The organism is Streptosporangium pseudovulgare, assembly GCF_014648055.1.
GTDB lineage: Bacteria > Actinomycetota > Actinomycetes > Streptosporangiales > Streptosporangiaceae > Streptosporangium > Streptosporangium pseudovulgare.
The window spans coordinates 616,225-639,201 of the sequence record NZ_BMQJ01000002.1; the positions used below are offsets into that span (position 1 = coordinate 616,225).

The window sequence follows — 22,977 nt, forward strand, 5'->3', positions numbered from 1 at the left end:
CCGCTTCACCCCGGCTTCGCGCATCATTATCGTCACGATCCCACAAAGATCTTTCGCATTCTCGTGAACGGCCCGCCGTGGAATCCCCGGGGAATGCGGCGATCCCGGCCCGGCCTCACGGTCCGGTCCCGCGGCCCGGCCGTCACGGGCCGCCGGACCGGGGGGTTCGCCGGACGCGGCCCGGTCCGCGCGGCACCGCCCGGACGCCCCAGGGCCCGGGCCCGGCTAGATTCGTACGGCGGGGGCGGATCCGCCCCGCCCATGGAAAAGGGCCGGGCAGCGTGTACCCTGTGGGGGAAATTCGTCCTACCATCGGTGGTCTAGGCCATTTTCACGCCCCTGCCAGCGGGGACCTCCTGGTTACCGGTCAGTAGAGATGCACTTTCCGGGGTAAGCGACCAGGATGGAAGACGACCTACACCAGACAAAAGTCCATCCTCGGAAGGCGAGACCCAGTGGCTTCCGGACGCCAGCGTTTCTCGATCATCAGTGACGGCCTACCCAGCCAGCTTCCTGATGTCGACCCCAGCGAGACCCAGGAGTGGCTCGAGTCCCTCGACAACGTCGTCAAGACGGAGGGACGGACCCGGGCCCGTTATTTGATGCTCCGCCTGCTGGAGCGGGCCCGGGAGCACCAGGTCGGCGTCCCCGGCCTGCGCAGCACCGACTACATCAACACGATCCCGCCGGAGCGCGAGCCCTGGTTCCCCGGCGACGAGTACGTCGAGCGGCGGATCCGCGCCTACATCCGGTGGAACGCGGCGGTCATGGTCACCCGGGCCAACGCCCGCACCAACGTCGGCGGCCACATCGCGACCTACGCCTCGGCCGCCTCTCTCTACGAGGTGGGCTTCAACCACTTCTTCCGCGGCAAGGACCACGGCGAGTCGGGCGACCAGGTCTTCATCCAGGGCCACGCCGCGCCCGGCATCTACGCCCGCGCCTTCCTGGAGGGCCGTCTCAACGAGACCCAGCTCGACGCCTTCCGGCAGGAGCTGTCGCACGGCATCCGGGGCCTGCCGTCCTACCCGCACCCGCGGCTGATGCCCGACTTCTGGGAGTTCCCCACGGTCTCCATGGGCCTGGGCCCGATCTCGGCCATCTACCAGGCGCGGTTCAACCGCTACCTGCTGAACCGGAAGATCAAGGACACCAGTCGCAGCCACGTCTGGTGCTTCCTCGGCGACGGCGAGATGGACGAGCCCGAGTCGCTCGGCGCGATCGGCGTGGCCGCCCGCGAGGAGCTCGACAACCTCACGTTCGTCATCAACTGCAACCTGCAGCGCCTCGACGGCCCGGTCCGCGGCAACGGAAAGATCATCCAGGAGCTGGAGTCCTACTTCCGCGGCGCCGGCTGGAACGTCATCAAGGTCGTCTGGGGCCGCGACTGGGACCCGCTGCTGGCGGCCGACGTCGACGGCGTCCTGGTCAACAAGATGAACACCGTGCCCGACGGCCAGTTCCAGACCTACTCCGTCGAGTCCGGCTCCTACATCCGCGAGAGCTTCTTCGGCGACGACCCGCGGCTGCGCAAGATGGTCGAGCACCTGTCGGACGAGGACATCCGCAAGCTCTCGCGCGGCGGTCACGACTACCGCAAGGTCTACGCGGCCTACAAGGCGGCCCGCGAGCACGTCGGCCAGCCGACGGTCATCCTCGCCCAGACCATCAAGGGCTGGACCCTGGGCAAGGACTTCGAGGCGCGCAACGCGACGCACCAGATGAAGAAGATGACCAAGGCCGAGCTCAAGGAGTTCCGGGACCGGCTCTACCTGCCGATCCCCGACTCCGCCCTCGAGGCCGACCTGCCGCCCTACTTCCACCCGGGCGAGAACGACCCCGAGATCGAGTACATGAAGGAGCGCCGCGCGGCCCTGGGCGGAGTCCTGCCCAAGCGCGTGGTCCGCGCCAAGCCGGTCAAGCTGCCCGGCGACGCCGCCTACGCGCAGCTGAAGAAGGGCTCCGGCAAGCAGAACGTCGCCACCACCATGGCGTTCGTCCGCCTGCTCAAGGACCTCATCCGCGACAAGGAGATCGGCCACCGGTTCGTGCCGATCATCCCCGACGAGGCCCGCACCTTCGGTCTCGACGCGATCTTCCCGACCGCGAAGATCTACTCGCCGCACGGCCAGACCTACGAGGCCGTCGACCGCGAGCTGCTGCTGTCGTACAAGGAGTCGACCGAGGGTCAGATCCTGCACGAGGGCATCAGCGAGTCCGGCTCCATGGCCTCGGCGATCGCGGCGGGCACGGCGTACGCCACGCACGGCGAGCACATGATCCCGGTCTACATCTTCTACTCGATGTTCGGCTGGCAGCGCACCGCCGACCAGATGTGGCAGCTCGCCGACCAGATGGGCCGGGGCTTCCTGCTCGGCGCCACGGCCGGCCGCACCACGCTGAACGGCGAGGGCCTGCAGCACGAGGACGGCCACACCCCGCTGACCGCCTCCACCAACCCGGCGGCGGTGTCCTACGACCCGTCGTGGGCCTTCGAGGTGGCGCACATCGTCAAGGACGGCCTGCGGAGGATGTACGGGGAGGACCCCGAGAACATCTTCTACTACCTGACCGTCTACAACGAGCCCTACCCCCAGCCGGCCGAGCCCGAGGGCCTCGACGTCGAGGGCCTGCTGAAGGGCCTCTACCGGTACGCCGCGGCGCCCGCCGTGGCGGGGCCGAAGGCCAACATCCTGTCCTCCGGCGTGGCCGGTCCCTGGGCCGTGGAGGCCCAGCGCATGCTGGCCGAGGACTGGGGCGTGGCGGCCGAGGTGTGGTCGGCCACCTCCTGGACGGAGCTGCGCCGCGAGGCGCTGGCCGCCGAGGAGCACAACCTGCTCAACCCCGACGCCGAGCGGCGGGTGCCGTACGTGACGCAGGCGCTGTCGCGGGCCGAGGGCCCGTTCGTCGGCGTCAGCGACTACATGCGCGCCGTGCAGGACCAGATCGCCCAGTGGGTCCCGGGTGACTGGACCTCCCTCGGCACCGACGGCTTCGGCCTGTCGGACACCCGGTCGGCGCTGCGCCGCCACTTCCACGTGGACGCCGCCTCCATCACCCTCGCCGTGCTCACCCAGCTGGTCCAGCGGGGCGAGCTGGACGAGGAGGTGCTGCGCGAGGCCATCGTGAAGTACCACCTGAAGAACGGCGTGACCGAGGCCGGCGGGATCGAGAGCAACGACACCCAGTCCATGGGACTGTGACGTGACGCCGGGCGGGTCCTTTTTTTGAAAGGGCCCGCCCGGCTAGTGTTGGATCGCTTCCCCCGGCGTCCGAATCGAGGGAGCATCACGTGCGAAAAGTCCTGGCGGTGGCGACCGCGGCCACCGTCCTGTCCGGCCTGTTGACCGCCTGCAGCGACCCGGCCCTTAACAGCGGACTCGGTCCCGCCGACCCGTCCTCACCGGCCGGGGGGACCGCCGCGCCGTCGGGGACGACCGGGACGGCGGGCGCGACCGGGACGGCCGGGCGCATCGCGTGGGGGCCCTGCACCGACGTCCGGGGACCGAACGGGCAGGTCCCGGCCAAGCCCGACGCCACCCTGCGGTGCGGCTCGCTGCGGGTGCCGCTCGACTACGCCAAGCCGGACGGCGAGACGCTGGACATCGCGATGATCCGCATCCCGGCGACCGACCAGGCCCGGCGGATCGGCTCCCTGGTCTTCAACTTCGGCGGCCCCGGCGCCTCCGGCGTCGACACCATGGCCCAGGCCGCCAAGGCGTTCGCCAGCCTCAACACCCGCTACGACCTGGTCAGCTTCGACCCGCGCGGAGTGGAGCGCAGCTCCGGCGTCAGGTGCGACGGCGAGCAGGTCATGGACCGCTACACCTCGATGAACACGATCGCCGTCACCCAGGCGGACTGGGACCGGCAGGAACGCATCATCAAGGACTTCGCCGCCGCCTGCGAGCGGACCTCCGGGAAGATCCTGCCCTACGTCGGCACGGTGAACGCCGCCCGCGACATGGACCGGATGCGCGAGGCGCTCGGCGAGCCGAAGCTCAACTACTTCGGCATCTCCTACGGCACGCAGCTCGGCGCCGTCTACGCCACCGAGTTCCCCAAGAACGTGGGCCGCTTCGTGCTGGACGCCCCGCTGGACCCGAGCGTCTCGATGAACAGGCGCACCGTGGTGCAGTCGGCCGGGTTCCAGCACGCCTACGACGACTTCCTGAAGGACTGCATCAAGGGGCCCGGCCGGTGCGACATCGGCGCCGACCGGACCATCGCGAACAAGAACGTCGAGAAGTTCATGGGCGACGTGGAGGACAAGCCGCTCAAGGTCGGTTCCCGCGAGCTCACCCAGGGGCTGGCCAACACCGGCGTCGCCGCCGCGCTGTACTCGAAGCTGACGTGGCCGCTGCTGGAGCAGGGGCTGAACATGGCCTTCAGCGACGACGGGCGGCTCCTGCTCAGCCTCGCCGACAACTACAACGGGCGCCTGCCCGACGGGTCCTACACGACCCTCATGAGCAGCTTCCCGGCCATCAGCTGCGCGGACACCGCCGAGCGGCCGGACCTCGCGCAGCTGAAGCGCACCCAGCGGGAGGCGCTGAAGGTCTCCCCGCTGTTCGGCAGCGCGGGCATGGGGCTGATCTGCTCCTCCTGGCCGGTCAAGGGCAGCAACCAGGCCAGGAAGGTGGACGCGGCCGGTTCCGCGCCGATCGTGGTGATCGGCGGCACCGGCGACCCGGCCACGCCGTACGAGTGGGCGCCGAAGCTGACCGAGCAGCTCGGCACGGGGGTGCTGGTCACCTACAAGGGCGAGGGCCACGGGGCGTACATCTCCGGCGACCAGTGCGTCAAGAAGGTGACCGACAAGTATCTGCTCGAAGGGGAGGTCCCCGCCAAGGGCACCACCTGCGCGGCCTCCTGACCTCCCGCCTCCCGCGCCGGGCCTGCGGTCCCGCTCTCCGCGGAGCCGTACGGCCCGGCGACGGCTTCGGAGGCGGCCCCGAACGCGGTCAACGCCGCCGCCGTGGAAAGCGGGGTCGGTGCGTCCCGTGCCTGCCGGTCAGGCAGGCACGAGGTGTCCCGCGTCTCCTCCCGGACCCCCCTCCCCCGCGTGCCCTCCCGGATCCGCCAGAATGGCGCACAGCGAGGGAGAACCCACCTCGTGGAGACCTGGAGACCTGGAGACGGGGGCTGCTCATGCCGACGCCGGAGACGATCGTCCGCCCGGCCGCGCCGGCGGACCTGCCGGCTGTGGCCGGCATCTACACCCACTACGTGGTCGGCAGCGTGGCCACGTTCGAGGAGACGCCGCCGCCGGTCTCCGACTGGCGGAGCAGGCTCGGCGACCTCACCGACCGGGGGCTTCCGTTCCTGGTGGCCGAGGTGGCCGGCGAGGTGGCCGGATACGCCTACGCCGCGCCCTGGCGGCCGAAGCCGGCCTACCGGCACACCGTCGAGGACTCGATCTATCTCGCCCCGGACCACACCGGCCGGGGGCTGGGCGGCGCGCTGCTGGGGGCGCTGGTGGAGCGGAGCGAGCGGGCCGGCGCGCGCCAGATGATCGCGGTCATCGCGGGCACCGGGAGCGAGGCGTCCGCCGCCCTGCACCGCCGGTTCGGCTTCTCCGCCGCAGGACTGCTGGCGAAGGTGGGGCACAAGCACGGCCGCTGGATCGACACCCTCCTGATGCAGCGGGAACTGGGCTCCGGAGGGAGCTGACCGCCCGGCGCGCCCGCCGTACGGCCGGGCCCGCGCGGCCGGGCCCTCCGCATGACCCGCCCCACGGCTCCCTACGGCCGGGCGGTCCGTACGGCCGGGTCCCGAGGGCGGGGGCTCACTCCTGCCCGGCGGACTCCCGCAGCACGCCGGGGAGGCCGGCGGCGTATCGTTCCGGCGGCTGCTCGGGCGCGGCCTCGGCGGTCTCCTCGGCCCAGGCGATGCGGTCGAGCTTGAAAACCCGGACGTCCTGGCGGAGCCGGTCCATGCCCATGAGGTACCACTGGCCGCCGCGCCCGCCCATGAAGACCGCCGGCTCCACCTCGCGGACGGTGGACCGGCCCTTGCGGTCCTCGTAGCCCAGCCGCAGCACCCTCCGGCGCAGCAGCGCCCCCTCGATCACCGCCGCCACCCGGGGGTAGGGCTCGGGCTCGGCCGCGGCACGCGCGGGGACGACCGGCCACCCGGCCCCGTCACCCTCCCCGCCACCGGCCGATCGCTCCGCCCCGCCGTTCCCCCCGCCGCCGACCGGCCGCCCGGCCTCGCCGTCACCGGCGGAGCCTTCCGCCCCCCCGCCCCTGCCGCCACCGGCCGCGTCCTCGTGCCGGACCTCTCCGGGAGACGGCGTCGCCGCGGCGAGCCGGCGCAGGGCGTCGCGGGCGGGACCGGCCAGCGGGGTGTCCGCGGCGCGGACGAGCGCCACGGCGACCGCGGCCGCCTCCTCCGCGGTGAAGGCGACCGGGGACGGGGCGGCGGATGTGTCGAGGGCGTGGCCGCCCCGCCCGCCGGGTTCGGCGCGCACGGGGACCCCGGACTCCCGGAGCGCGGCGAGGTCGCGCTCGACGGTGCGCTCCCCCACCCCGAGCCGGTCCGCCAGCTCGCGGACCCGCAGGAACCCGGGCGCGGCGGCGCGGAGCTCTTCGACCAGGACGCAAAGCCGATCGGTGCGGTTCACACCTGCGACGTTACGCGCCGGTTCCGACATCCTCCAGGCGCCGGCCGGCCCACGGCCGCCGAAACGCGCATCGATCCAGTTACGGCGGTTGAATGGTCAAAAGGGCGCCGATAATCTGTCCCGACACATCTCATTGGAGCTCGATGGCAGCAGGACCGAACCACCCCATGGGCATGGACCCCGACCGCTCGCCCACCCCCTCCACCTCCGGGAAGGGCCTGAAGGGCTCGAAGGCGTCCAAGGGCATCGTGCTCGGCGGCGTCGCCGTCGTCACGCTCCTGCTCATCGGCTACTGCAGCGCCCAGGAGGACGACTACGACGAGGTCAACGCCGAGTGCGTCGACCTCGACAGCCAGCAGCCCGACGGCTCCTACACCGTCGTCGACGAGGACTACTGCGACGACGACGGCGGCGGCTCCCACTACCACGGCTCGTACGGCGCCTACCGCTGGTACTACGGCGGCATGCGGTCGGGCGGCCGCATCATGCACGGCACCACCGTGCGCCCGGCCGACGTCAGGATCGTCAGCCGCCAGGGCACCGTGATCCAGCGCGGCGGCTTCGGCTTCCGCGGTGGGAGCGGAAGCTGAGCGCGGGCGGATGAGACGTGAGACCTCCGTCCCCAGGGACGGCTGGGAGGAGATCGTCGAGGGTCAGGGCCTGGCCTTCCACCGCTCGGCCCACCCCGGCGGCCTCGGCCGTCCCTACTGGGACGAGTCCGTGCAGTACGTCTTCTCGATGGACGAGGTCCTCGCCCTGGAGGAGCAGGTCGAGGAGCTGCACCGGATGTGCCTGGCCGTGGTGGACCACGTCGTCCGTCACGACCGCTACGCCGACTTCGCGATCCCCGAGTGGGTGCGGCCGGAGATCGCCCGGTCCTGGGAACGGGCCGACCCCCACCTGTTCGGCCGGTTCGACCTGCGCTACGACGGCACCGGTCCCGCCAAGCTGCTGGAGTACAACGCCGACACCCCGACCAGCCTCTTGGAGAGCTCGGTCGTGCAGTGGTTCTGGCTGCAGGACCGCCACCCGGACGGCGACCAGTGGAACTCCATCCATGAGCGGCTGATCGAGCGGTGGCGGGGGCTCGCGGAGGTGCTGCCCACGGGGCCCGCGCACTTCGCCTGGACGAAGATGGACGAGACCGGCGAGGAGGCGATGACCCTCGCCTACCTCCAGGAGACCGCCGCCCAGGCCGGCCTGAACACCATCGCGGTGGCCATGGAGGACATCGGCTGGGACGGCCTCAACCTGCGGTTCGTGGACATGGAACGGCGGGTGATCCGCTCCCTGTGCAAGCTGTATCCGTGGGAGTGGGCGGTCGCCGACGCGTTCGGGTCGCGGGCGGTGGCCCAGCAGGTGTCGATGACCTGGATCGAGCCGCTGTGGAAGATGCTCCTGTCCAACAAGGCGCTGCTGGCGCTGCTGTGGGAGCTGTACCCGGGGCACCCGAACCTGCTGCCCGCCTATCTCGACGGACCGCGTGACCTGACGTCCTACATCGTCAAGCCGCTCCTCGGCCGGGAGGGGGCGGGCATGCGGGTCGTCACGCCCGGCGGCGGCGTCGAGACCGGCGGCGGCTACGGCGCCGAGGGCCACGTCCACCAGGAGTTCCGGGCGCTGCCCGACTTCGACGGCTGGCGTCCCGTGCTCGGCGCCTGGGTCGTCCACGACGAGGCGGCCGGGGCCGGCATCCGCGAGACCTCGGGGCTGATCACCGACGACACCTCGTCGTTCGTCCCGCACCGGATCGAGCCGTGACCCGAGCCCTGATCCGCACTCCCCGTCCGATCCCGACAAGCATCCTCCCGAATTCCGGAGAAAACCCATGAGCCCCAGCCCCCTGCCGGTCGCGCTCCAGGCCGCGGCCGACGCCCAGACGCTCTCGCTCGGCGAGATCCTCGGCCGCGGCGCCCTCGCGATCGTCGCCTACGCCGTCCTCGGCCTGATCCTGTTGATCATCGGCTTCTTCGTGATCGACCTGGCCATCCCCGGCAAGCTCAGCCGGCTGATCAAGGTGGACCGCAATCCCAACGCCACCCTGCTCACCGGCTCGGGCCTGACCGCCGTCGGGCTCATCGTCGCGGCCTCCATCTGGTCCTCCGACGGCGCCCTGCACGAGGGCCTGCTGATGACGCTGGTGTTCGGCCTGGTCGGCATCGCCATGCAGACCGTGGCGATGGTCGTCTTCGACAAGGTCGTCGGGATCTCCGTACGCGACCTGGTCAGGGAGAGCGACCCGCAGCCCAGCGCCCGGCTCCTGGCGATCACCCACCTGGTGATCGGCCTGATCACCGCCGTCGCCGTCAGCTGAGCGGAGCGGGCCCGGTACGGCCCGCTCCGGCCCCGTTCCCGCGGCGCCGGGAGACGGGCCGGCGGGCGCGTCACAGGGTACGGCGGCTGGCGCATCTCGTCCGACCTGGCACTCTTAGTGACGTGAGGGAGCGGATCGAGGAGGCCGGCGGCGACGGCCGGGCCGGTGGGACCACCGTCAGGATCGACGGGGAAGACCTGGACCCGGACCACGGAGGCCCGGACCAGGACCGGATACGGCAGGACACCACCCGCAGGCTGGAGCGGGCCATGGGCGCGCTGGGAACGGCCGCCATGGCCCGGATGGACGACCGGCTCATGTGGTTCCGCGCGCTGTCGGCCGAGGACCGCTCGTGGGTCGGGCTGGTCGCCCAGGCCGGGATCGCGGCGTTCGTGGAGTGGTTCCAGCACGCCGGCGAGGACCGGCCGACCCCGAGCATCGAGTTCTTCGGCACCGCCCCCAGGGAGCTGAAGCGGTCGATCTCGTTGCAGCAGACCGTGGACATCGTCCGGACCGTGGTCGAGGTGGTCGAGGCGCAGACCGCGGAGCTGGCCGCGCCGGGCGGGCGGGAGCAGCTGCAGCAGGCGATGCTCCGGTACACCCGTGACGTCGCCTTCGCCGCCGCCCAGGTCTACGCCCGGGAGGCGGAGGCGCGCGGTTCCTGGGACGCGCGGCTGGAGGCGCTGATCGTGGACGCGCTGGTCCGCGGCGAGGTGGACGACGGCCTGCACTCGTGGGCCGCCGCGCTCGGCTGGACCTCCTCCCCCGTCGTCGTGCTGGCCGGGCAGGCGCCCGACGACGATCCGCAGGCGGTGGTCGACGGGCTGCGCGAGCGCGGGCGCAGGTCCGCGCTGGATCTGCTGGCGGGGGTGCAGGGCGACCGGCTGATCGTGATCGTCGGCGGGGCCGACAGCGTCGGGGCGGCGGCCCGGCACGTGGTGCCGCGCTTCGGCCCGGGCCCGATCGTGATCGGCCCGGAGGTCGGCGACCTGCACGCGGCCGCGAGCTCGGCGCGGGCGGCGATGGCCGGTCTGCGCGCCGCGCCCGCCTGGCCGGACGCCCCCCGGCCGGTCCACGCCGAGGACCTGCTGGCCGAGCGGGCCATCGACGGCGACGCCGACGCCCGCGCCCAGCTCATCGAGAACGTCTACCGGCCGTTGACGGGCACACCGCTGCTCGACACGCTCGCCACCTACCTGGAGCAGGGCACGTCCCTGGAGGCGACGGCCCGGCTGTTGTTCGTCCACCCCAACACGGTCCGCTATCGGCTGCGTAAGATCACCGAGTTGACCGGGTACCAACCCACGGAGGGGCGGTCGGCCTTCACCCTGCAGGTCGGGCTCATCCTCGGGCGTCTGTCCGAAACGTCCGTGACATAGCTGTCTTTACTTAACGTCCGGGAAACTCCCACTGTAGGGTTCCTACAAAATTTTACGGACGAACTTCGTCCGGATCCTTACCCGGATATCGAACCCCTACAGGGCAGGCTGGATTTCGTGCTCGCCATCGTCGCTCCGGGCCAAGGCGCCCAGACCCCAGGTTTCCTGACTCCATGGCTTGAGGTCCCGGGCCTGGCGGACCGGCTGTCCGCCTGGTCCGACCTGGTCGGCCTCGACCTGATCGCCTACGGCACCACCGCCGACGCCGAGGAGATCCGCGACACCGCGGTCGCCCAGCCGCTGCTGGTGGCCGCCTCCCTGGCCGCCGCCGAAGCCCTCGGCGTGACCCCCGACGTCGTGGCCGGGCACAGCGTCGGCGAACTGGCCGCCGCCGCCCTGGCCGGGGTGCTCACCCCCGAGGAGGCCCTGACGCTGGTCCGCGAGCGCGGGCAGGCCATGGCCAAGGCCGCCGCCGTCACCGCCACCGGCATGACCGCCGTCATCGGCGGAGACGAGGCCGAGGTCCTGGCCGCCATCGAGCGGCACGGCCTGACCCCGGCCAACATGAACGGCTCCGGCCAGATCGTCGCCGGCGGCACCCTGGAGCAGCTGGCGGCCTTCGCCGCCGACCCGCCCGCGCGGGCCCGGCTGATCCCGCTGAAGGTCGCCGGAGCCTTCCACACCGTCCACATGGCCCCGGCCTCGGAGCACCTGCGCCAGGCCGCGGCCGGCCTCACCCCCGCCGACCCGCGGGTCACCCTGCTGTCCAACGCCGACGGCACGGCCGTCACCGGCGGCGCCGAGTTCCTCGGCCGCCTCGTCGCCCAGGTCGCCGGCCCGGTCCGATGGGACGCCTGCATGGCCACCATGACCGACCTCGGCGTCACCACGATGATCGAGCTGGTCCCCGGCGGCACCCTCACCGGCCTGGCCCGGCGCGGGATGCGCGGGGTCACCACCGTCGCGCTGAAGACCCCCGACGACCTGAACGCCGCTCGAGAGGTTCTCTGAGATGAAGACGATCCAGGGCGCTCCGGGCGCGAAGATCCTGGCCTTCGGCCACTACCAGCCGTCCAAGGTGGTCACCAACGCCGATCTGTCGGCGACCATGGACACCAACGACGAGTGGATCCAGAGCCGGGTCGGCATCAGGGAGCGGCGGATCGCCACGGCCGGCGAGTCGGAGATCGACCTGGCCGTGCAGGCCGGCGGCAAGGCCCTGGCCGCCAGCGGCCTGTCGGCCGGTGACATCGACCTGGTGATCGTCGCCACCTGCACGCTGGAGGCGCAGATCCCCAACGCCGCCGCCCGGGTCGCCACCCGCCTCGGCATCGAGGCCCCCGGCGCGTTCGACGTCAACACCGCCTGCTCCGGCTTCTGCTACGCCCTCGCCCTGGCCAACGACGCCGTCCGCGCCGGCTCGGCCGTCAACGTGCTGGTCATCGGCACCGAGAAGCTCTCCCAGTGGATCGACTGGACCGACCGCAGCACGGCGGTGATCTTCGCCGACGGCGCGGGCGCCGCGGTCGTCGGCCCGTCCGACACCCCGCGAATCGGCCCGGTGGTGTGGGGCAGCGCCGGCGACAAGGCCGACGCCATCATGATCAAGGACCGCGGCTCGTTCCTCCGGCAGGAGGGGCAGACCGTCTTCCGCTGGGCGACCACCGCGCTCCACCCGGTGGCCAAGGAGATCTGCGAGCGCGCCGGGGTGGACCCGGCCGACCTCGCGGCCTTCGTGCCCCACCAGGCGAACCTGCGGATCATCGAGGCGATCGCCCGCCGGCTCGGCGCCGACAAGGCCGTCATCGCCAAGGACATCGTCCTGGCGGGCAACACCTCGGCCGCGTCGATCCCGCTGGCCCTGTCCCGGATGGTCGAACGCGGCGAGGTCCAGTCGGGCGGGCTCGTCCTGCTGCTGGGCTTCGGCGCCGGGCTGACCTACGCCGGCCAGGTCGTCGAGATCCCCTGAAAAGCCTGTACGGCCCCGCCGTACGGAAAACCGCAACAACACCCGATTCCCAAGGAGAACACGCGACATGGCTCAGATGACCGAGCAGGAGATCCTCGCCGGCATCGGCAAGATCGTCAACGAGATCACCGGTGTGCCGGCCTCCGAGGTCACCCCGGAGAAGAACTTCGTGGACGACCTCGACATCGACTCGCTGTCCATGGTCGAGATCGCCGTCGCCGCCCAGGACGAGTTCGGCGTCGAGATCCCCGACGACCAGCTCAAGCACCTCAAGACCGTCAAGGACGTCATCAACTTCATCCAGAGCTGAGACGTCCCGACGCCTCCCGGCCCTGACCAGCGATTCGCAAGGAGCAAGAACGTGAGTACAGACCAGGTACGTGTCGTCGTCACCGGGCTCGGCGCGACGACGCCCCTCGGCGGAGACGTCGCCTCGACCTGGTCGGCGCTCCTCGCCGGTCGGAGCGGGGTCCGCGACCTCACCACGGACTGGGTCGACTCCGTCCCGGTGAAGTTCGCCGCCGTCGCCGCCGTGGACCCGACCGAGGTGCTGCCCCGGCCGGAGGCACGGCGGCTGGACCGGGCCGAGCAGTTCGCGCTGGTCGCGGCCCGCGAGGCCTGGAAGGACTCCGGGATCGAGAAGGTCGACCCCGAGCGGCTCGGCGTGGTCGTGGGCAGCGGCATCGGCGGCATCACCACCATCCTCGCCGCCTACGACACCTTCAAGGAGCGGGGCTGGCAGCGGCTCTCGCCGTACACCGTGCCGATGCTGATGCCGAACGGCGCCGCCGGGTGGATCGGCATCGAGGTCGGCGCCCGGGCCGGCGTGCACGCCACGGTCAGCGCCTGCGCCACCGGCGCCGAGTCGATCGGCTACGCCATCGAGATGATCCGCTCCGGCCGCGCCGACGTTGTCGTGGCCGGCGGCACCGAGGCGGCCATCCACCCGCTGAACATCGGCTCCTTCGCCGCCATGCGCGCGATGTCGCTGCGCAACGACGAGCCGGAGCGGGCGTCCCGGCCGTGGGACAAGAACCGCGACGGATTCGTGCTCGGCGAGGGCTCGGGCATCGTCGTCCTGGAGTCCGAGGAGCACGCCCGTGCCCGCGGCGCCCACGTCTACGCGGTGGCCGCGGGTGTCGGCTACTCCGCCGACGCCCACCACATCGCCCAGCCCGAGCCGACCGGCGCGGGGGTGATGCTCGCCATGCGCCGCGCCCTGCAGGACGCGCGCCTGGCCCCCGAGGACATCAGGCACGTGAACGCGCACGCCACCTCCACCCCCGCCGGAGACGTGGTGGAGACCATGGCGATCAAGGAGGTCGTCGGCGGTCACCCGCTGGTCACCTCCACCAAGTCGATGACCGGCCACCTCCTCGGCGGCGCCGGTGGCATCGAGTCGGTCTTCACCGTCCTCGCCCTGCAGGAGCGGGTCGTCCCCGCCACGATCAACGTGGACGACCTCGACGACGGCGTCGAAGTGGACATCGTGCGCCGCGACCCGCGCGAGCTCCCCGGCGGACGAATCTCCGCGATCAACAACTCGTTCGGGTTCGGCGGCCACGACGTCGCCGTGGCCTTCACCAGCGTCTGACAGGAGCCCCGAGATGACCGTGCTCGACAACAGGGTGGTGAGCGGCTCCCCCGACGGGGAGGCGGCCGATCCCCGCGACCCCCAGGTGCGGATGGCGGCGCTGCTCGACGAGGGCTCGATCCGGCTGATCACCCCGGTCGACCGCAGCGGCGCCCTGGCGGCCATGGGCCGCGTCGAGGGCGTGCCGGTCGTGGTCTTCGTCAGCGACGCCCGGGTCCAGGGCGGCGCGATGGGCTCGGCGGGATGCGAGCACATCGTGCACGCCTACGACGTGGCGGTCCGCGAGCGGGTCCCGATCATCGGGGTGTGGCACTCCGGCGGCGCGCGACTGGCCGAGGGCGTGGAGTCGCTGCACGCGGTCGGCCGCGTCTTCGCCGCGATGACCAGGGCCTCCGGCGTGGTGCCGCAGCTGTCGGTCGTGGTGGGCCCCGCGGCCGGCGGCGCCGCCTACGGCCCGGCGCTGACCGACATCGTGATCCTCTCCGACGAGGGACGCATCTTCGTCACCGGCCCCGACGTGGTGCGCAGCGTCACCGGTGAGCAGATCGACATGGCCGCCCTCGGCGGGCCGGAGCCGCACAGCAAGCGCAGCGGCGTGGTGCACGTGGTGACCAAGACCGAGACCGAGGCGTACGTCCAGGCCCGGCGCCTGGCCGTGCTGCTCGGCCACCAGGGCCGTTTCCGCGGCGAGGCGGAGGAGGTCGACTTCTCCGGCCTGCTCCCGGAGAACCCCCGCCGCGCCTACGACATCAAGCCGCTGGTCAAGGGACTGCTCGACGAGCCGGGCGTGGAGCTGCAGCCCAAGTGGGCGCCGAACATCGTCACCACGCTGGGCCGCCTCGACGGCCGGACCGTCGGGGTCATCGCCAACAACCCGATGCGGCTGGGCGGCTGCCTGGACTCGACCTCCGCCGAGAAGGCGGCGCGGTTCGTCCGCATGTGCGACGCCTTCGGGGTGCCGCTGGTCGTGGTGGTGGACGTCCCCGGCTACCTCCCGGGCGTCGGCCAGGAACACGACGGCGTGGTGCGCCGCGGCGCCAAGCTGCTGCACGCCTTCGCCGAGGCGTCGGTGCCGCGCGTCACGCTGGTCACCCGCAAGGCGTACGGCGGCGCCTACATCGCGATGAACTCCCGCGCCCTGGGCGCGACCAAGGTGTTCGGCTGGCCCACCACGCAGATCGCGGTGATGGGCTCGGTGGCCGCGGTGCGCATCCTCAAGCGGAGGGAGCTCGCGGCCGCCCCCGAGTCGGAGCGGGCGGCGCTGGAGGCCCGGCTCGCCGAGGAGCACGAGGTCGTGGCGGGCGGCCTGGACCGGGCGGTCGAGATCGGCGTGGTGGACGAGGTGATCAAGCCGGAGGAGACCCGCGGCGCCATCGCCAAGGTCCTCGCCCAGGCCACCCCGGCGCGCGGCGCCCACGGCAACATCCCGCTCTAGCCCCCTTCCGGAACCCGCGGCCCGCGGGTTCCGGAGGACCCGCGTAATACGCGACGCCCCCGCCGGCCGATGCCGGCGGGGGCGTCCTGCTTGTACGGAGGAGAGATCGGCGCGCCGTCGGGCGGCGGCGTGAGGAGAGGCCGCGCGCCGTCAGGCGGTGTACGGGGGAGGAACCGGCGCGCCGTCATGCGGCTGCGCGGGGAGGTCGGCGCCGCCGGACGGCTGTAGGGAGGGGGCGCGCGCCGTCAGACGGCTGTGCCGCGCGCCGCCGGGCGGCTGCGCGGGACGGGGGGATCCGCGCGCCGTCAGACGGCGGCGTGCAGCCAGCGGACCGGCGCGCCCTCGCCGGCGTACCGGAACGACTCCAGCTCGGCGTCCCACTGCTTGCCGAGCAGCTTGTCGAGCTCCTCCTCCAGCACCACCCGGCCCTGCCGCGCCATGAGCATGACCGAACGCAGGCGGTCCTCGGGCACCAGGATGTCACCCGAGGCGCCGATCACCGCCGTGAAGGCGCCGAGGGACGGCGTGTAGGCGTGCCGGGACCCGTCGGCACCCGGTGAGGGGTCCTCGGTGATCTCGAACCGGATGCGCTGCCAGCCCATCAGGGACGAGGTGATGGCCGCCGCCGTCCCCGGGCGGCCGACCCATTCGGCCTGCGCGCGCACGTGGCCGGGCGCGGCCGGTTGCGGGGTCCAGTTCAGGTCAACGGGCACGCCAAGGACACCCGCGACCGCCCATTCGATATGCGGGCACAGCGCAGGCTGAGCCGAGTGGACGTAAAGCACGCCACGAGCAGACACCGGACCTCCCGTTTCGTACGAGGTGCGCCTTCCCCAACGGCCTCGCCCAGGATGATCACAAGTGACTGTAGGAGAGACTACCGTCGGTTGTGACGCCGCACCAGAGGGGGGTCATACCGAGATGCTGTGCGACCGTCCTCCGGCTGGGGCATCCTCGGAGGAGGACGATCCCGCGACCCGCCGCCCGACCCTCCGGAGAGCCACATGGACGCCGACATCGAACGGGTGGAGCCCGTCCCGGGAGCACCGGCTCTGATCAGGCGCGACCAGTTGCTCACGGACGCCGCCGGCATGGCGGCCGTCGCCCGGTGGACCGCCGCGGCGGCCGAGGCCGACGGGGTCTTCCGGATACGGCTCCTGCCCGGCGTCGACGTCTGCGATCTGGCCGCCGCGGTCCGCGACCGCGGGCACGCGGCCTCGCCCAACCACATCCTGGTGGGCCAGCCCCTCTTCTTCGGCGGCCCGGCCTCCCGCCCCTTCCCCGCGCCGCCTCCTCCGCCGCCCGGCGCCGCGCCGGGGGACGGGCCGCATCCCCCGGGCGGCCCGGGGGATGCCGGAGACGGCGGGAACGGCGGGGTGCCCGGTGATGCCCCGGGCGGCGGGCCCAGCGGGCCGGGCGGCCCGGGCGAGCCGGGTGGACCGGGCGGGCCAGGTGGATCGGGCGGGCCGGTGACCGTCGCGGTAGCCGACACCGGCCTGGCCGCGCACCCCTGGTGGCGGGACCTCCCATGGTTCCTCGAACGGCGGCGCGAGGCCGCCGAGGTGCCCGACGCCGACGGCGACGGGCGGCTGGACGCCCAGGCCGGGCACGGCACGTTCGTCACCGGGCTGATCCTGCGGTCGGCCCCGGAGGCGCGGGTGCGCCCGCTGCGGGTGCTGGACGGCCGCGGCGTCGGGGACGAGGCCGGACTGCTGCGGGCGCTGGCGCTGCTGCGGGACGAGCCGCCCCAGGTGCTCAACATCTCCCTGGGCGGACACACCTACGACGACCGGCCCTCTCCCCTGCTGGAGGCCGCCCTGGCCGCTCTGCCGGGCACCGTCGCGGTGGCCTGCGCGGGCAACACGGCCTCCGACCGGCCGTTCTGGCCGGCCGCGCTGCCCGGGGTGATCGCCGTCGGCGCGCTGGACGCGGCCGGGCGGGAGCGGGCGCCGTTCTCGGCCCACGGCCCCTGGGTCGACGCCTGCGCCCCCGGCGAGTGGCTGACCAGCTCCTTCCTGGAGCACGGGGCGTTCCACGGTTACGCGCGCTGGAGCGGCACCTCCTTCGCCGCCGCCGTGGTCAGCGGCGCGATCGCCGCCGCGGCCCGGGGGCGGACACCCGCCGAGGCCGCCGCGCACGTTCTCGACCCGGAACGGAACCGCAAAATCTCAGATCTCGGCGTCGCCGTGGCCGGACCAAGGTAAAGTCTCACCCAAAGTCACCACTGAGACACGAAGAGTGTCCGGGACGGCTTCGGAGGCGCCGGTGAGCGACCAGCACACGATCGACGCCGCGCTGGCGGGCGACCAGGCGGCATGGGACACGCTGGTGAACCGGTTCTCCGGCCCCCTGTGGTCGGTGGCCCGCGCCTACGGGCTGAGCGCGGCGGACGCCGCGGACGCGGTGCAGGGCACCTGGCTGCGACTGCTGGAGAGCCTGCACACCATCCGCGACCCCGGCCGGCTCGGCTCGTGGCTGTTCACCACGGTCCGGCGGGAGGCGTCCCTGATCGGCAGGCGAAGCCGTGGCGAGCGGCCGGTCGCCGACCCGGCCGACGCCGGCGGGTTCCGCCCCGGCTCGTCGCCGGCCGAGGACGCCCCCGACCCGGCCCTGCTCGTGCTCAGCGCCGACGAGGGCCGCCGTCTCTGGCTGGCCGTCGAGGCGATGCAGGAGCCGTGCCGATCGCTGTTCCGGCTGATGGCGACGGCGCCCGACGCGGGCGTCCACCAGCTCGCCGGACGCCTGGGCATGCCCAGCGGCAGCTACGGCCCCACCCGGGGCCGGTGCCTGAACCGACTACGCACCATGCTCACCGCCCAGGAGGCCGCATCTTGACCCGACGTCCCGCCGCGATCGACGACGAGTCCCTGATCGCCGCGCTCCGCCTGGCGGCCGGCCGGGATCCCGTGCCCGGCCACGTCCCGGCGACCGCGCGCGCGGCCTTCGGCCTGCGGCTGCCCGGCGCCGCCACGGCCCTGCCCGTGGCGGCGCCGGCACCGCGGGACGTCCGTGACGGCGGCGAGGAGCGGCTGCTCCGCTTCACCACGGCCGGGCTCACCGTCGACCTGGAGGTCACCTCGATGGACGGCCTGGTCGATCTGGCCGGGCAGGTCTCCCCCTGCCCGGAGGAGGGCACGCGGGTCGAGGTCCGCACCCCGCACCTCACCGAGGCGCGGGAGCTGTCGGCGACCGGTCAGTTCGCCGTGACGGGCCTGCCCCCGGGCTGGTTCAGCGTGGTGTGCCACCGGCCGGGGCAGGTCCCCGTCGTCACCAGCTGGACCAGGATCCGCCCGTAGGTGACCACCGACGAAGCGCTCGCCGCCGCCGAGCGGGCACTGGAGCTGTCCGGCAGCGACCCGGCCGCCGCACGGGAGCTGGCGCGCGACGTGCTCCGCTCCGTGGGCCCCTGGAGCTCCGCGGACTCCCAGGGCTCCGCGGCCCCCTGGAGTCCCGCGGACCCTTGGAGCTCCGCGGCTACCGGCAGCTCCGCGGACCCTTGGAGCTCCGCGGATACCTGGGACGGAGACACGGCCGCCTCCCGGGGCGGGGCCGTGGCCGTCCCGCAGGACCGGGCTCCGGCCGCCGCCCACGACGGAAGCCCTGCCGCCCACGACGGAAGCCCTGCCGCCGATGACGGGATCCGGGCCGCCCTCCCCGCGGAGGCCGCGGCGGTCGCCCACCGGGCGCTGGCGGTGGCCGCGCGGGAGCTGGGCGACCTGCCGCTGGCCGAGGAACACCTGCGGCGCGCGGTGCGCGTGGCGCTGCGGGCGGGCCTGCCGTACCGGGCGGCGCAGGCACGGCTGTCGCTGGTGCACGTCCTCACCGAGCTGGGCCACCCCCGGCGGGCGCTGGCCGTCGCGACGGCGGCCGAACCCTGCCTGCCGCCCGCCGAGACGGCCAGGCTCGCCGTACACCGAGCCGGGGCGCTGACCCGCCTGGGCCGCTACGCCGAGGCCCTCGCCCAGTGCGACCGGGCCGTGGGCGCCCTGGACGGCGACGCCCACTATCTCGCCGGGGCCCTGCTGAACCGAGGGCTGATCAGGGTGTTCCTGGGGTGCTTCGGGGAGGCCGAGGCCGACCTGCGCCGCTGCGCGGAGCTGGCACGGGGCGCGGGCCTGGACCACGTGCTCGCCCTCGCCGAGGGCAACCTGCCGTTCCTGGCCGCCCGGCGCGGCGACCTGCCCGCCGCGTTCACCGCCTACCGGCGCGCCGAGAACAGCCTGTTCGGTTTTCCGGAGCGGCTTGCGACGATGCGCTGTGACCTGGCGGAGGCGCTGGTCGACGCCCACCTGCCGGGTGAGGCTCGGGCGCTGCTCGACCTGGCGGTGCCGGAGCTCTCGGCGGCGGGGGCGGAGGTGGCGCTGGCCGACGCCCGGCTGCTGCTCGCCCGGGTGGAGCTGCGCACCGGCGACCCGCGCCGCGCCGCCGAGCACGCCGAGCCGGCCGCGGCCGCCCTGGCCGCGCAGGGCAGGACGGCGCTGGTGCCGCTCGCCGCCGAGGTGCTGCTGCGGGCCCGCCTGGCGTCCGGTCCACCGTCCCGGGAACTGGCCGCCGAGCTGCTCTCGTGCGCGGCCGACCTCGACGGCGCGGGCCGCCCCGACCTGTCCCGTGAGCTGCGGTTCGCCGCGGCCGAGACCGCCCTGCGGCTGGGCGACCGGGCGGGTGCCCGCGAGCAGCTCGCCGTCCTCGCCCGCCGCGCCCCGGGGCTGCTGCGCCACCGGGCCGCCGCGCTGCACCGGGCGCTGTCCGGCGACCGGCGCGGCGCGTTCGCGGCCGTCCGCGCCGGGCTGACCGAGGCGGGCTCCGCCGCGTCGGCCCTCGACGATCCCGCGATCCGGGCGTACGCCGTCGGCGCCGGCGAGCCGCTGGCCCGCTTCGGGCTGGCGCTCGCACTGGAAACGGGGCGGGGCCGCGCGGTCCTCGCCTGGGCCGAACGGTGGCGGGCGGTCGCCGGGGGCGCCGGGCGGCCCGTGGCGCCCGATGTCGAGGAGCTGCGGGCCGCCCTGGGGGAGGCGGCGCTGGTGGAGTTCGTCCGCGACGGCGACGGGCTGGTGGCCGTCGCCGTCACCCCCGAGCGCGTCGCGCTGCGCCGGCTCGGCCCCTTCACCGCCGTCGCCGAGGCCACCGTACGGCTCCGGTACGGCCTGCGCCGGTCGCACCTGCGCGACGGCCGGATCCCGGGACTGGACGGCGACGCGGCGCTGCTGGAGCGGCTGCTGTTCGGCGCACTGCGCCGGTCGCTCGGCGACCGGCCGCTGGTCGTCGTGCCGACCGGTTCGCTGCACACCCTGCCCTGGCCGGTGCTGCCGCTGAACGCCGGTCGTCCCGTCACCGTGGCGTCCGCCGCGGCGGCCTGGCTGGCCGGGCACCGGGCGCCCGCCGTACCGGGTGGAAGGACCGTGGCGGTCGCCGGTCCCGCGCTGCGCTGCGCCGGCGCCGAGGCGGCCATGGTCGCCGCCCGCCGTCCCGGCACCGAGCGGGTGGCGGCGCGGCGGGCCGAGGTGCTGGCGGCGCTGGAGGGCGCCGAGGTGGCGCACCTGGCCGCGCACGGGGTGTTCTCCCCGGGCAGCCCGCTGTTGTCCAGCATCCATCTCGACGACGGGCCGTTGATGGCCTACGACCTGCTGCGGCTGCGCCGGCCGCCCGCGCTGGCGGTGCTGTCGGCGTGCGACGCGGGCATGGCGCGGGTGCCCGCCGACGGGGCGCCGCTGGGGCTGGCCGGGGCCTTCCTGTCGGTGGGGTCGCGGTGCGTGGTGGCCAGCCTGGTGCCGGTACGCGACGAGCCGGCGCTGGCGCTGATGGAGGTCTTCCACGAGCTGCTGGCCACCGGGCATCCACCGGCCCGGGCGCTGGCCGCGGCGAGCGCGAAGACCGGGGTGGCGGGGTTCGCCTGCTTCGGGTACGGCGACCGGCCGGTCCCGGCCGCCCGGCCGTAGGGCGCCGGCCGCCTCATCGGACCGGAACCGGCTCCGGCCGGACCCGAACCGTCCGTGACGGACGGCCGCCGGGAGCCGGCCGGACCCGAACCGTCCATGACGGACGACCGCCGGGAGCCTGCCGGACCTGAACCGTCCATGACGGACGGCCGCCGGGAGCCTGCCGGACCCGAGCCGTCCATGACGGACGACCGCCGGGAGCCTGCCGGGACCGGGTCAGCCGGTGGCGACCGGCCGGGAGGGGTCGGCCACCCAGTTGGACCAGGAGCCGACGTAGAGGGCGGCGGGGACGCCCGCCACGTCCAGCGCGAGCACCTGGTGCGCCGCCGTCACGCCCGAGCCGCAGTAGGCGCCGACCGCGACGCCCGGCAGGGCGCCCAGGGTGTTGAACCGCTCGCGCAGGAACTCCGGCCGATGGAAGCGCCCCGCGGGATCGACGTTCTCGAAGGTGGGGGCGCTCACCGCGCCGGGGATGTGCCCGGCGACCGGATCGATCGGCTCGACCTCGCCCCGGTAGCGTTCGGCGGCGCGGGCGTCCAGCAGCACCCCTTCGGTGGCCAGCTCCAGTGCCTGGCCCGCGTCGAGGACGGGCATCCCGCCCGGCCGCGCGACGAAGTCACCGGGCCGCGCGGACTCGTCACCCGCCGCGACGGGCCGCCCCTCGGCGACCCAGGCGCGCAGGCCGCCGTCGAGGACGCGGACGTCGGGGTGGCCGAAGTAGCGCAGCGTCCACCACGCCCGCGCGGCGGCGGTGGCGTCGGCCTCGTCGTAGACGACGACCGGGCGGGAGCCGGACACGCCCAGGCGGCGCATCGCCTCCTGGAACGCCCCGGCCGCGGGCAGCGGGTGGCGGCCCTCCGGTCCGGGCCGCGCCGCGAGGTCGGCGTTGAGATCGCAGAAGACCGCGCCGGGAATGTGGCCCTCGCGGTAGGCGTCGGCCCCGGGCGGGCCTCCGAGCTTCCAGCGCACGTCCAGGACGGCCGGGCCGTCCAGGGCCGCCAGCTCGGCCGGGGTGATCAGCGGGCTCATCAGGTGCTCACCTTCGCAAGGAGTTCGGGATCCGGGGCGACGGCCACGAGGCGGCGCGGGCGGTGGGCACGCGCGCCGTGCCCGGGCCGTGGAGACGGCTACGAGGCGGCGCGGGCGGTGGCCTCCGACAGCGCCTTGGCGAAGGTCAGCACGTGGGAGACCGCCTCGGGGCCGTCGGCCGCCTCGCTCACGCGCAGCGACAGGTCGTCGGCCGTGACGGCGCCGGTGTAGCCGTGATCGGCCTCGCAGTTCTCGTCGCCGCAGGTGGCGGGCTCCAGGTCGACGTGGGAGATGGCCCCCCAGCCGATGGTGAGCGTCACCTCCGTGGGCGGCACACCCGGCACGTAGGAGGCGGGGTCGGGGACCACCCGGGTGACGGAGACCGATTGGATCCGGCTGAGACGCACCGCCTCGGTGGTCGTGGAGGCGTGCGACGCCGAGACCCCCTCCACCGCGGGGTGCTCGTCGGTGTGGCAGACGAGCAGCCGGGTGGGAGTGAGCACCAGGACGGTGACGTGCCTGCGCACCTCCATCGCCGGGTCGAAGGTGGCCTCGTGGTGCACCACGTACGCCGTCACCTGTTCCTTGCCCAGGGCGGATTCGACCGCGTCGGTGACCAGGTCGGGGTAGTAGCCGCTGCGGTCGATGGCGTCGCGCAGCCCGGTTGCCGAGAGTCGGGTATCCCTCATGGGTCCA

At 73.8% G+C, this 22,977-nt stretch carries 20 protein-coding genes; 16 read left to right on the forward strand and 4 right to left on the reverse strand.

Translation table 11 applies throughout. The features are described 5' to 3' along the window. The first annotated feature begins 455 nt into the window (after nucleotides 1–455). The 3 genes from aceE (at nucleotide 456) to IEZ10_RS06485 (ending at nucleotide 5,673) form a co-directional block, all read left to right on the forward strand. Complete coding sequence (gene aceE, locus IEZ10_RS06475) at nucleotides 456–3,203, forward strand: pyruvate dehydrogenase (acetyl-transferring), homodimeric type (RefSeq protein ID WP_189245517.1); 2,748 nt, start codon at nucleotides 456–458, stop codon at nucleotides 3,201–3,203. A gap of 89 nt (nucleotides 3,204–3,292) precedes the next feature. Next, on the forward strand, nucleotides 3,293–4,876 hold the full coding sequence (locus IEZ10_RS06480) for an alpha/beta hydrolase (RefSeq protein ID WP_189245518.1): 1,584 nt from the start codon (nucleotides 3,293–3,295) through the stop codon (nucleotides 4,874–4,876). 275 nt (nucleotides 4,877–5,151) lie between these two features. Continuing rightward, nucleotides 5,152–5,673 carry a GNAT family N-acetyltransferase gene (locus tag IEZ10_RS06485; protein ID WP_189245519.1) on the forward strand — a complete coding sequence of 174 codons (522 nt, stop codon included), beginning with the start codon at nucleotides 5,152–5,154 and terminating at the stop codon, nucleotides 5,671–5,673. Between the two features lie 115 nt (nucleotides 5,674–5,788). Here the strand turns inward: IEZ10_RS06485 and IEZ10_RS06490 are convergent, their stop codons facing one another. After that, entirely contained in the window at nucleotides 5,789–6,625 is an 837-nt protein-coding gene (locus IEZ10_RS06490; protein WP_229811004.1) for a helix-turn-helix transcriptional regulator, read from the reverse strand. 143 nt (nucleotides 6,626–6,768) lie between these two features. On the opposite strand from IEZ10_RS06490, the gene IEZ10_RS06495 reads away from it, so the two are divergent. From IEZ10_RS06495 to IEZ10_RS06535, 9 genes are all read left to right on the forward strand, one after another. Continuing rightward, nucleotides 6,769–7,215: a hypothetical protein gene (locus IEZ10_RS06495; protein ID WP_229811005.1), complete on the forward strand. Its 447-nt coding sequence runs from the start codon at nucleotides 6,769–6,771 to the stop codon at nucleotides 7,213–7,215. A gap of 10 nt (nucleotides 7,216–7,225) precedes the next feature. Beyond that, a complete protein-coding gene (locus IEZ10_RS06500) occupies nucleotides 7,226–8,386 on the forward strand; it encodes a glutathionylspermidine synthase family protein (protein ID WP_189245520.1) in 1,161 nt (386 codons plus the stop codon). 67 nt (nucleotides 8,387–8,453) lie between these two features. After that, complete coding sequence (locus IEZ10_RS06505) at nucleotides 8,454–8,939, forward strand: DUF350 domain-containing protein (RefSeq protein ID WP_189245521.1); 486 nt, start codon at nucleotides 8,454–8,456, stop codon at nucleotides 8,937–8,939. Nucleotides 8,940–9,208: 269 nt separating this feature from the next. Further along, nucleotides 9,209–10,318: a PucR family transcriptional regulator gene (locus tag IEZ10_RS06510; protein ID WP_179828713.1), complete on the forward strand. Its 1,110-nt coding sequence runs from the start codon at nucleotides 9,209–9,211 to the stop codon at nucleotides 10,316–10,318. Nucleotides 10,319–10,435: 117 nt separating this feature from the next. Continuing rightward, complete coding sequence (locus IEZ10_RS06515; protein WP_189245522.1) at nucleotides 10,436–11,329, forward strand: ACP S-malonyltransferase; 894 nt, start codon at nucleotides 10,436–10,438, stop codon at nucleotides 11,327–11,329. A gap of 1 nt (nucleotide 11,330) precedes the next feature. After that, on the forward strand, nucleotides 11,331–12,287 hold the full coding sequence (locus tag IEZ10_RS06520; protein ID WP_189245523.1) for a beta-ketoacyl-ACP synthase III: 957 nt from the start codon (nucleotides 11,331–11,333) through the stop codon (nucleotides 12,285–12,287). 67 nt (nucleotides 12,288–12,354) lie between these two features. Next, nucleotides 12,355–12,597: an acyl carrier protein gene (locus IEZ10_RS06525; RefSeq protein WP_179826710.1), complete on the forward strand. Its 243-nt coding sequence runs from the start codon at nucleotides 12,355–12,357 to the stop codon at nucleotides 12,595–12,597. 51 nt (nucleotides 12,598–12,648) lie between these two features. Next, a complete protein-coding gene (gene fabF, locus IEZ10_RS06530; RefSeq protein WP_189245524.1) occupies nucleotides 12,649–13,881 on the forward strand; it encodes a beta-ketoacyl-ACP synthase II in 1,233 nt (410 codons plus the stop codon). 13 nt (nucleotides 13,882–13,894) lie between these two features. Next, nucleotides 13,895–15,316 (forward strand): acyl-CoA carboxylase subunit beta, encoded by a 1,422-nt coding sequence (locus IEZ10_RS06535; RefSeq protein ID WP_189245525.1) that lies wholly within the window; start codon nucleotides 13,895–13,897, stop codon nucleotides 15,314–15,316. A gap of 305 nt (nucleotides 15,317–15,621) precedes the next feature. Here IEZ10_RS06535 and IEZ10_RS06540 read toward each other — a convergent pair whose 3' ends face one another. Then, nucleotides 15,622–16,116: a DUF3145 domain-containing protein gene (locus tag IEZ10_RS06540; RefSeq protein ID WP_189245526.1), complete on the reverse strand. Its 495-nt coding sequence runs from the start codon at nucleotides 16,114–16,116 to the stop codon at nucleotides 15,622–15,624. A 204-nt stretch (nucleotides 16,117–16,320) separates the two neighbouring features. Here IEZ10_RS06540 and IEZ10_RS38755 point away from each other — a divergent pair, with 204 nt between their 5' ends. The 4 genes from IEZ10_RS38755 to IEZ10_RS06560 all read left to right on the forward strand — a co-directional run bounded on the left by IEZ10_RS38755 (nucleotide 16,321) and on the right by IEZ10_RS06560 (nucleotide 21,252). Beyond that, nucleotides 16,321–17,520 carry a S8 family peptidase gene (locus IEZ10_RS38755; protein WP_229811006.1) on the forward strand — a complete coding sequence of 400 codons (1,200 nt, stop codon included), beginning with the start codon at nucleotides 16,321–16,323 and terminating at the stop codon, nucleotides 17,518–17,520. Nucleotides 17,521–17,581: 61 nt separating this feature from the next. Then, on the forward strand, nucleotides 17,582–18,151 hold the full coding sequence (locus tag IEZ10_RS06550) for an RNA polymerase sigma factor (protein ID WP_189245527.1): 570 nt from the start codon (nucleotides 17,582–17,584) through the stop codon (nucleotides 18,149–18,151). Continuing rightward, nucleotides 18,148–18,612, forward strand: coding sequence for a hypothetical protein (locus IEZ10_RS06555; RefSeq protein WP_189245528.1), 465 nt, complete (start codon nucleotides 18,148–18,150; stop codon nucleotides 18,610–18,612). The genes IEZ10_RS06550 and IEZ10_RS06555 overlap by 4 nt, the downstream gene beginning before the upstream one ends. Further along, nucleotides 18,613–21,252: a CHAT domain-containing protein gene (locus tag IEZ10_RS06560; RefSeq protein ID WP_189245529.1), complete on the forward strand. Its 2,640-nt coding sequence runs from the start codon at nucleotides 18,613–18,615 to the stop codon at nucleotides 21,250–21,252. A 216-nt stretch (nucleotides 21,253–21,468) separates the two neighbouring features. Here the strand turns inward: IEZ10_RS06560 and IEZ10_RS06565 are convergent, their stop codons facing one another. After that, nucleotides 21,469–22,281, reverse strand: a complete 813-nt coding sequence (locus IEZ10_RS06565; RefSeq protein ID WP_189245530.1) for a sulfurtransferase — start codon at nucleotides 22,279–22,281, stop codon at nucleotides 21,469–21,471. 98 nt (nucleotides 22,282–22,379) lie between these two features. After that, nucleotides 22,380–22,970, reverse strand: a complete 591-nt coding sequence (locus IEZ10_RS06570) for a DUF5998 family protein (protein ID WP_189245531.1) — start codon at nucleotides 22,968–22,970, stop codon at nucleotides 22,380–22,382. Nucleotides 22,971–22,977: the final 7 nt, after the last annotated feature.

Bases quoted from the DNA above. Each gene is read 5' to 3' on its own strand.
- IEZ10_RS38755 (WP_229811006.1), top strand. From the start codon at position 16,321: ATGGACGCCGACATCGAACGGGTGGAGCCCGTCCCGGGAGCACCGGCT.
- IEZ10_RS06525 (WP_179826710.1), top strand. From the start codon at position 12,355: ATGGCTCAGATGACCGAGCAGGAGATCCTCGCCGGCATCGGCAAGATC.
- IEZ10_RS06520 (WP_189245523.1), top strand. From the start codon at position 11,331: ATGAAGACGATCCAGGGCGCTCCGGGCGCGAAGATCCTGGCCTTCGGC.
- IEZ10_RS06570 (WP_189245531.1), bottom strand. From the start codon at position 22,970: ATGAGGGATACCCGACTCTCGGCAACCGGGCTGCGCGACGCCATCGAC.
- IEZ10_RS06510 (WP_179828713.1), top strand. From the start codon at position 9,209: ATGGGCGCGCTGGGAACGGCCGCCATGGCCCGGATGGACGACCGGCTC.
- IEZ10_RS06485 (WP_189245519.1), top strand. From the start codon at position 5,152: ATGCCGACGCCGGAGACGATCGTCCGCCCGGCCGCGCCGGCGGACCTG.
- IEZ10_RS06565 (WP_189245530.1), bottom strand. From the start codon at position 22,281: ATGAGCCCGCTGATCACCCCGGCCGAGCTGGCGGCCCTGGACGGCCCG.
- IEZ10_RS06535 (WP_189245525.1), top strand. From the start codon at position 13,895: ATGACCGTGCTCGACAACAGGGTGGTGAGCGGCTCCCCCGACGGGGAG.
- IEZ10_RS06495 (WP_229811005.1), top strand. From the start codon at position 6,769: ATGGCAGCAGGACCGAACCACCCCATGGGCATGGACCCCGACCGCTCG.
- IEZ10_RS06505 (WP_189245521.1), top strand. From the start codon at position 8,454: ATGAGCCCCAGCCCCCTGCCGGTCGCGCTCCAGGCCGCGGCCGACGCC.
- IEZ10_RS06500 (WP_189245520.1), top strand. From the start codon at position 7,226: ATGAGACGTGAGACCTCCGTCCCCAGGGACGGCTGGGAGGAGATCGTC.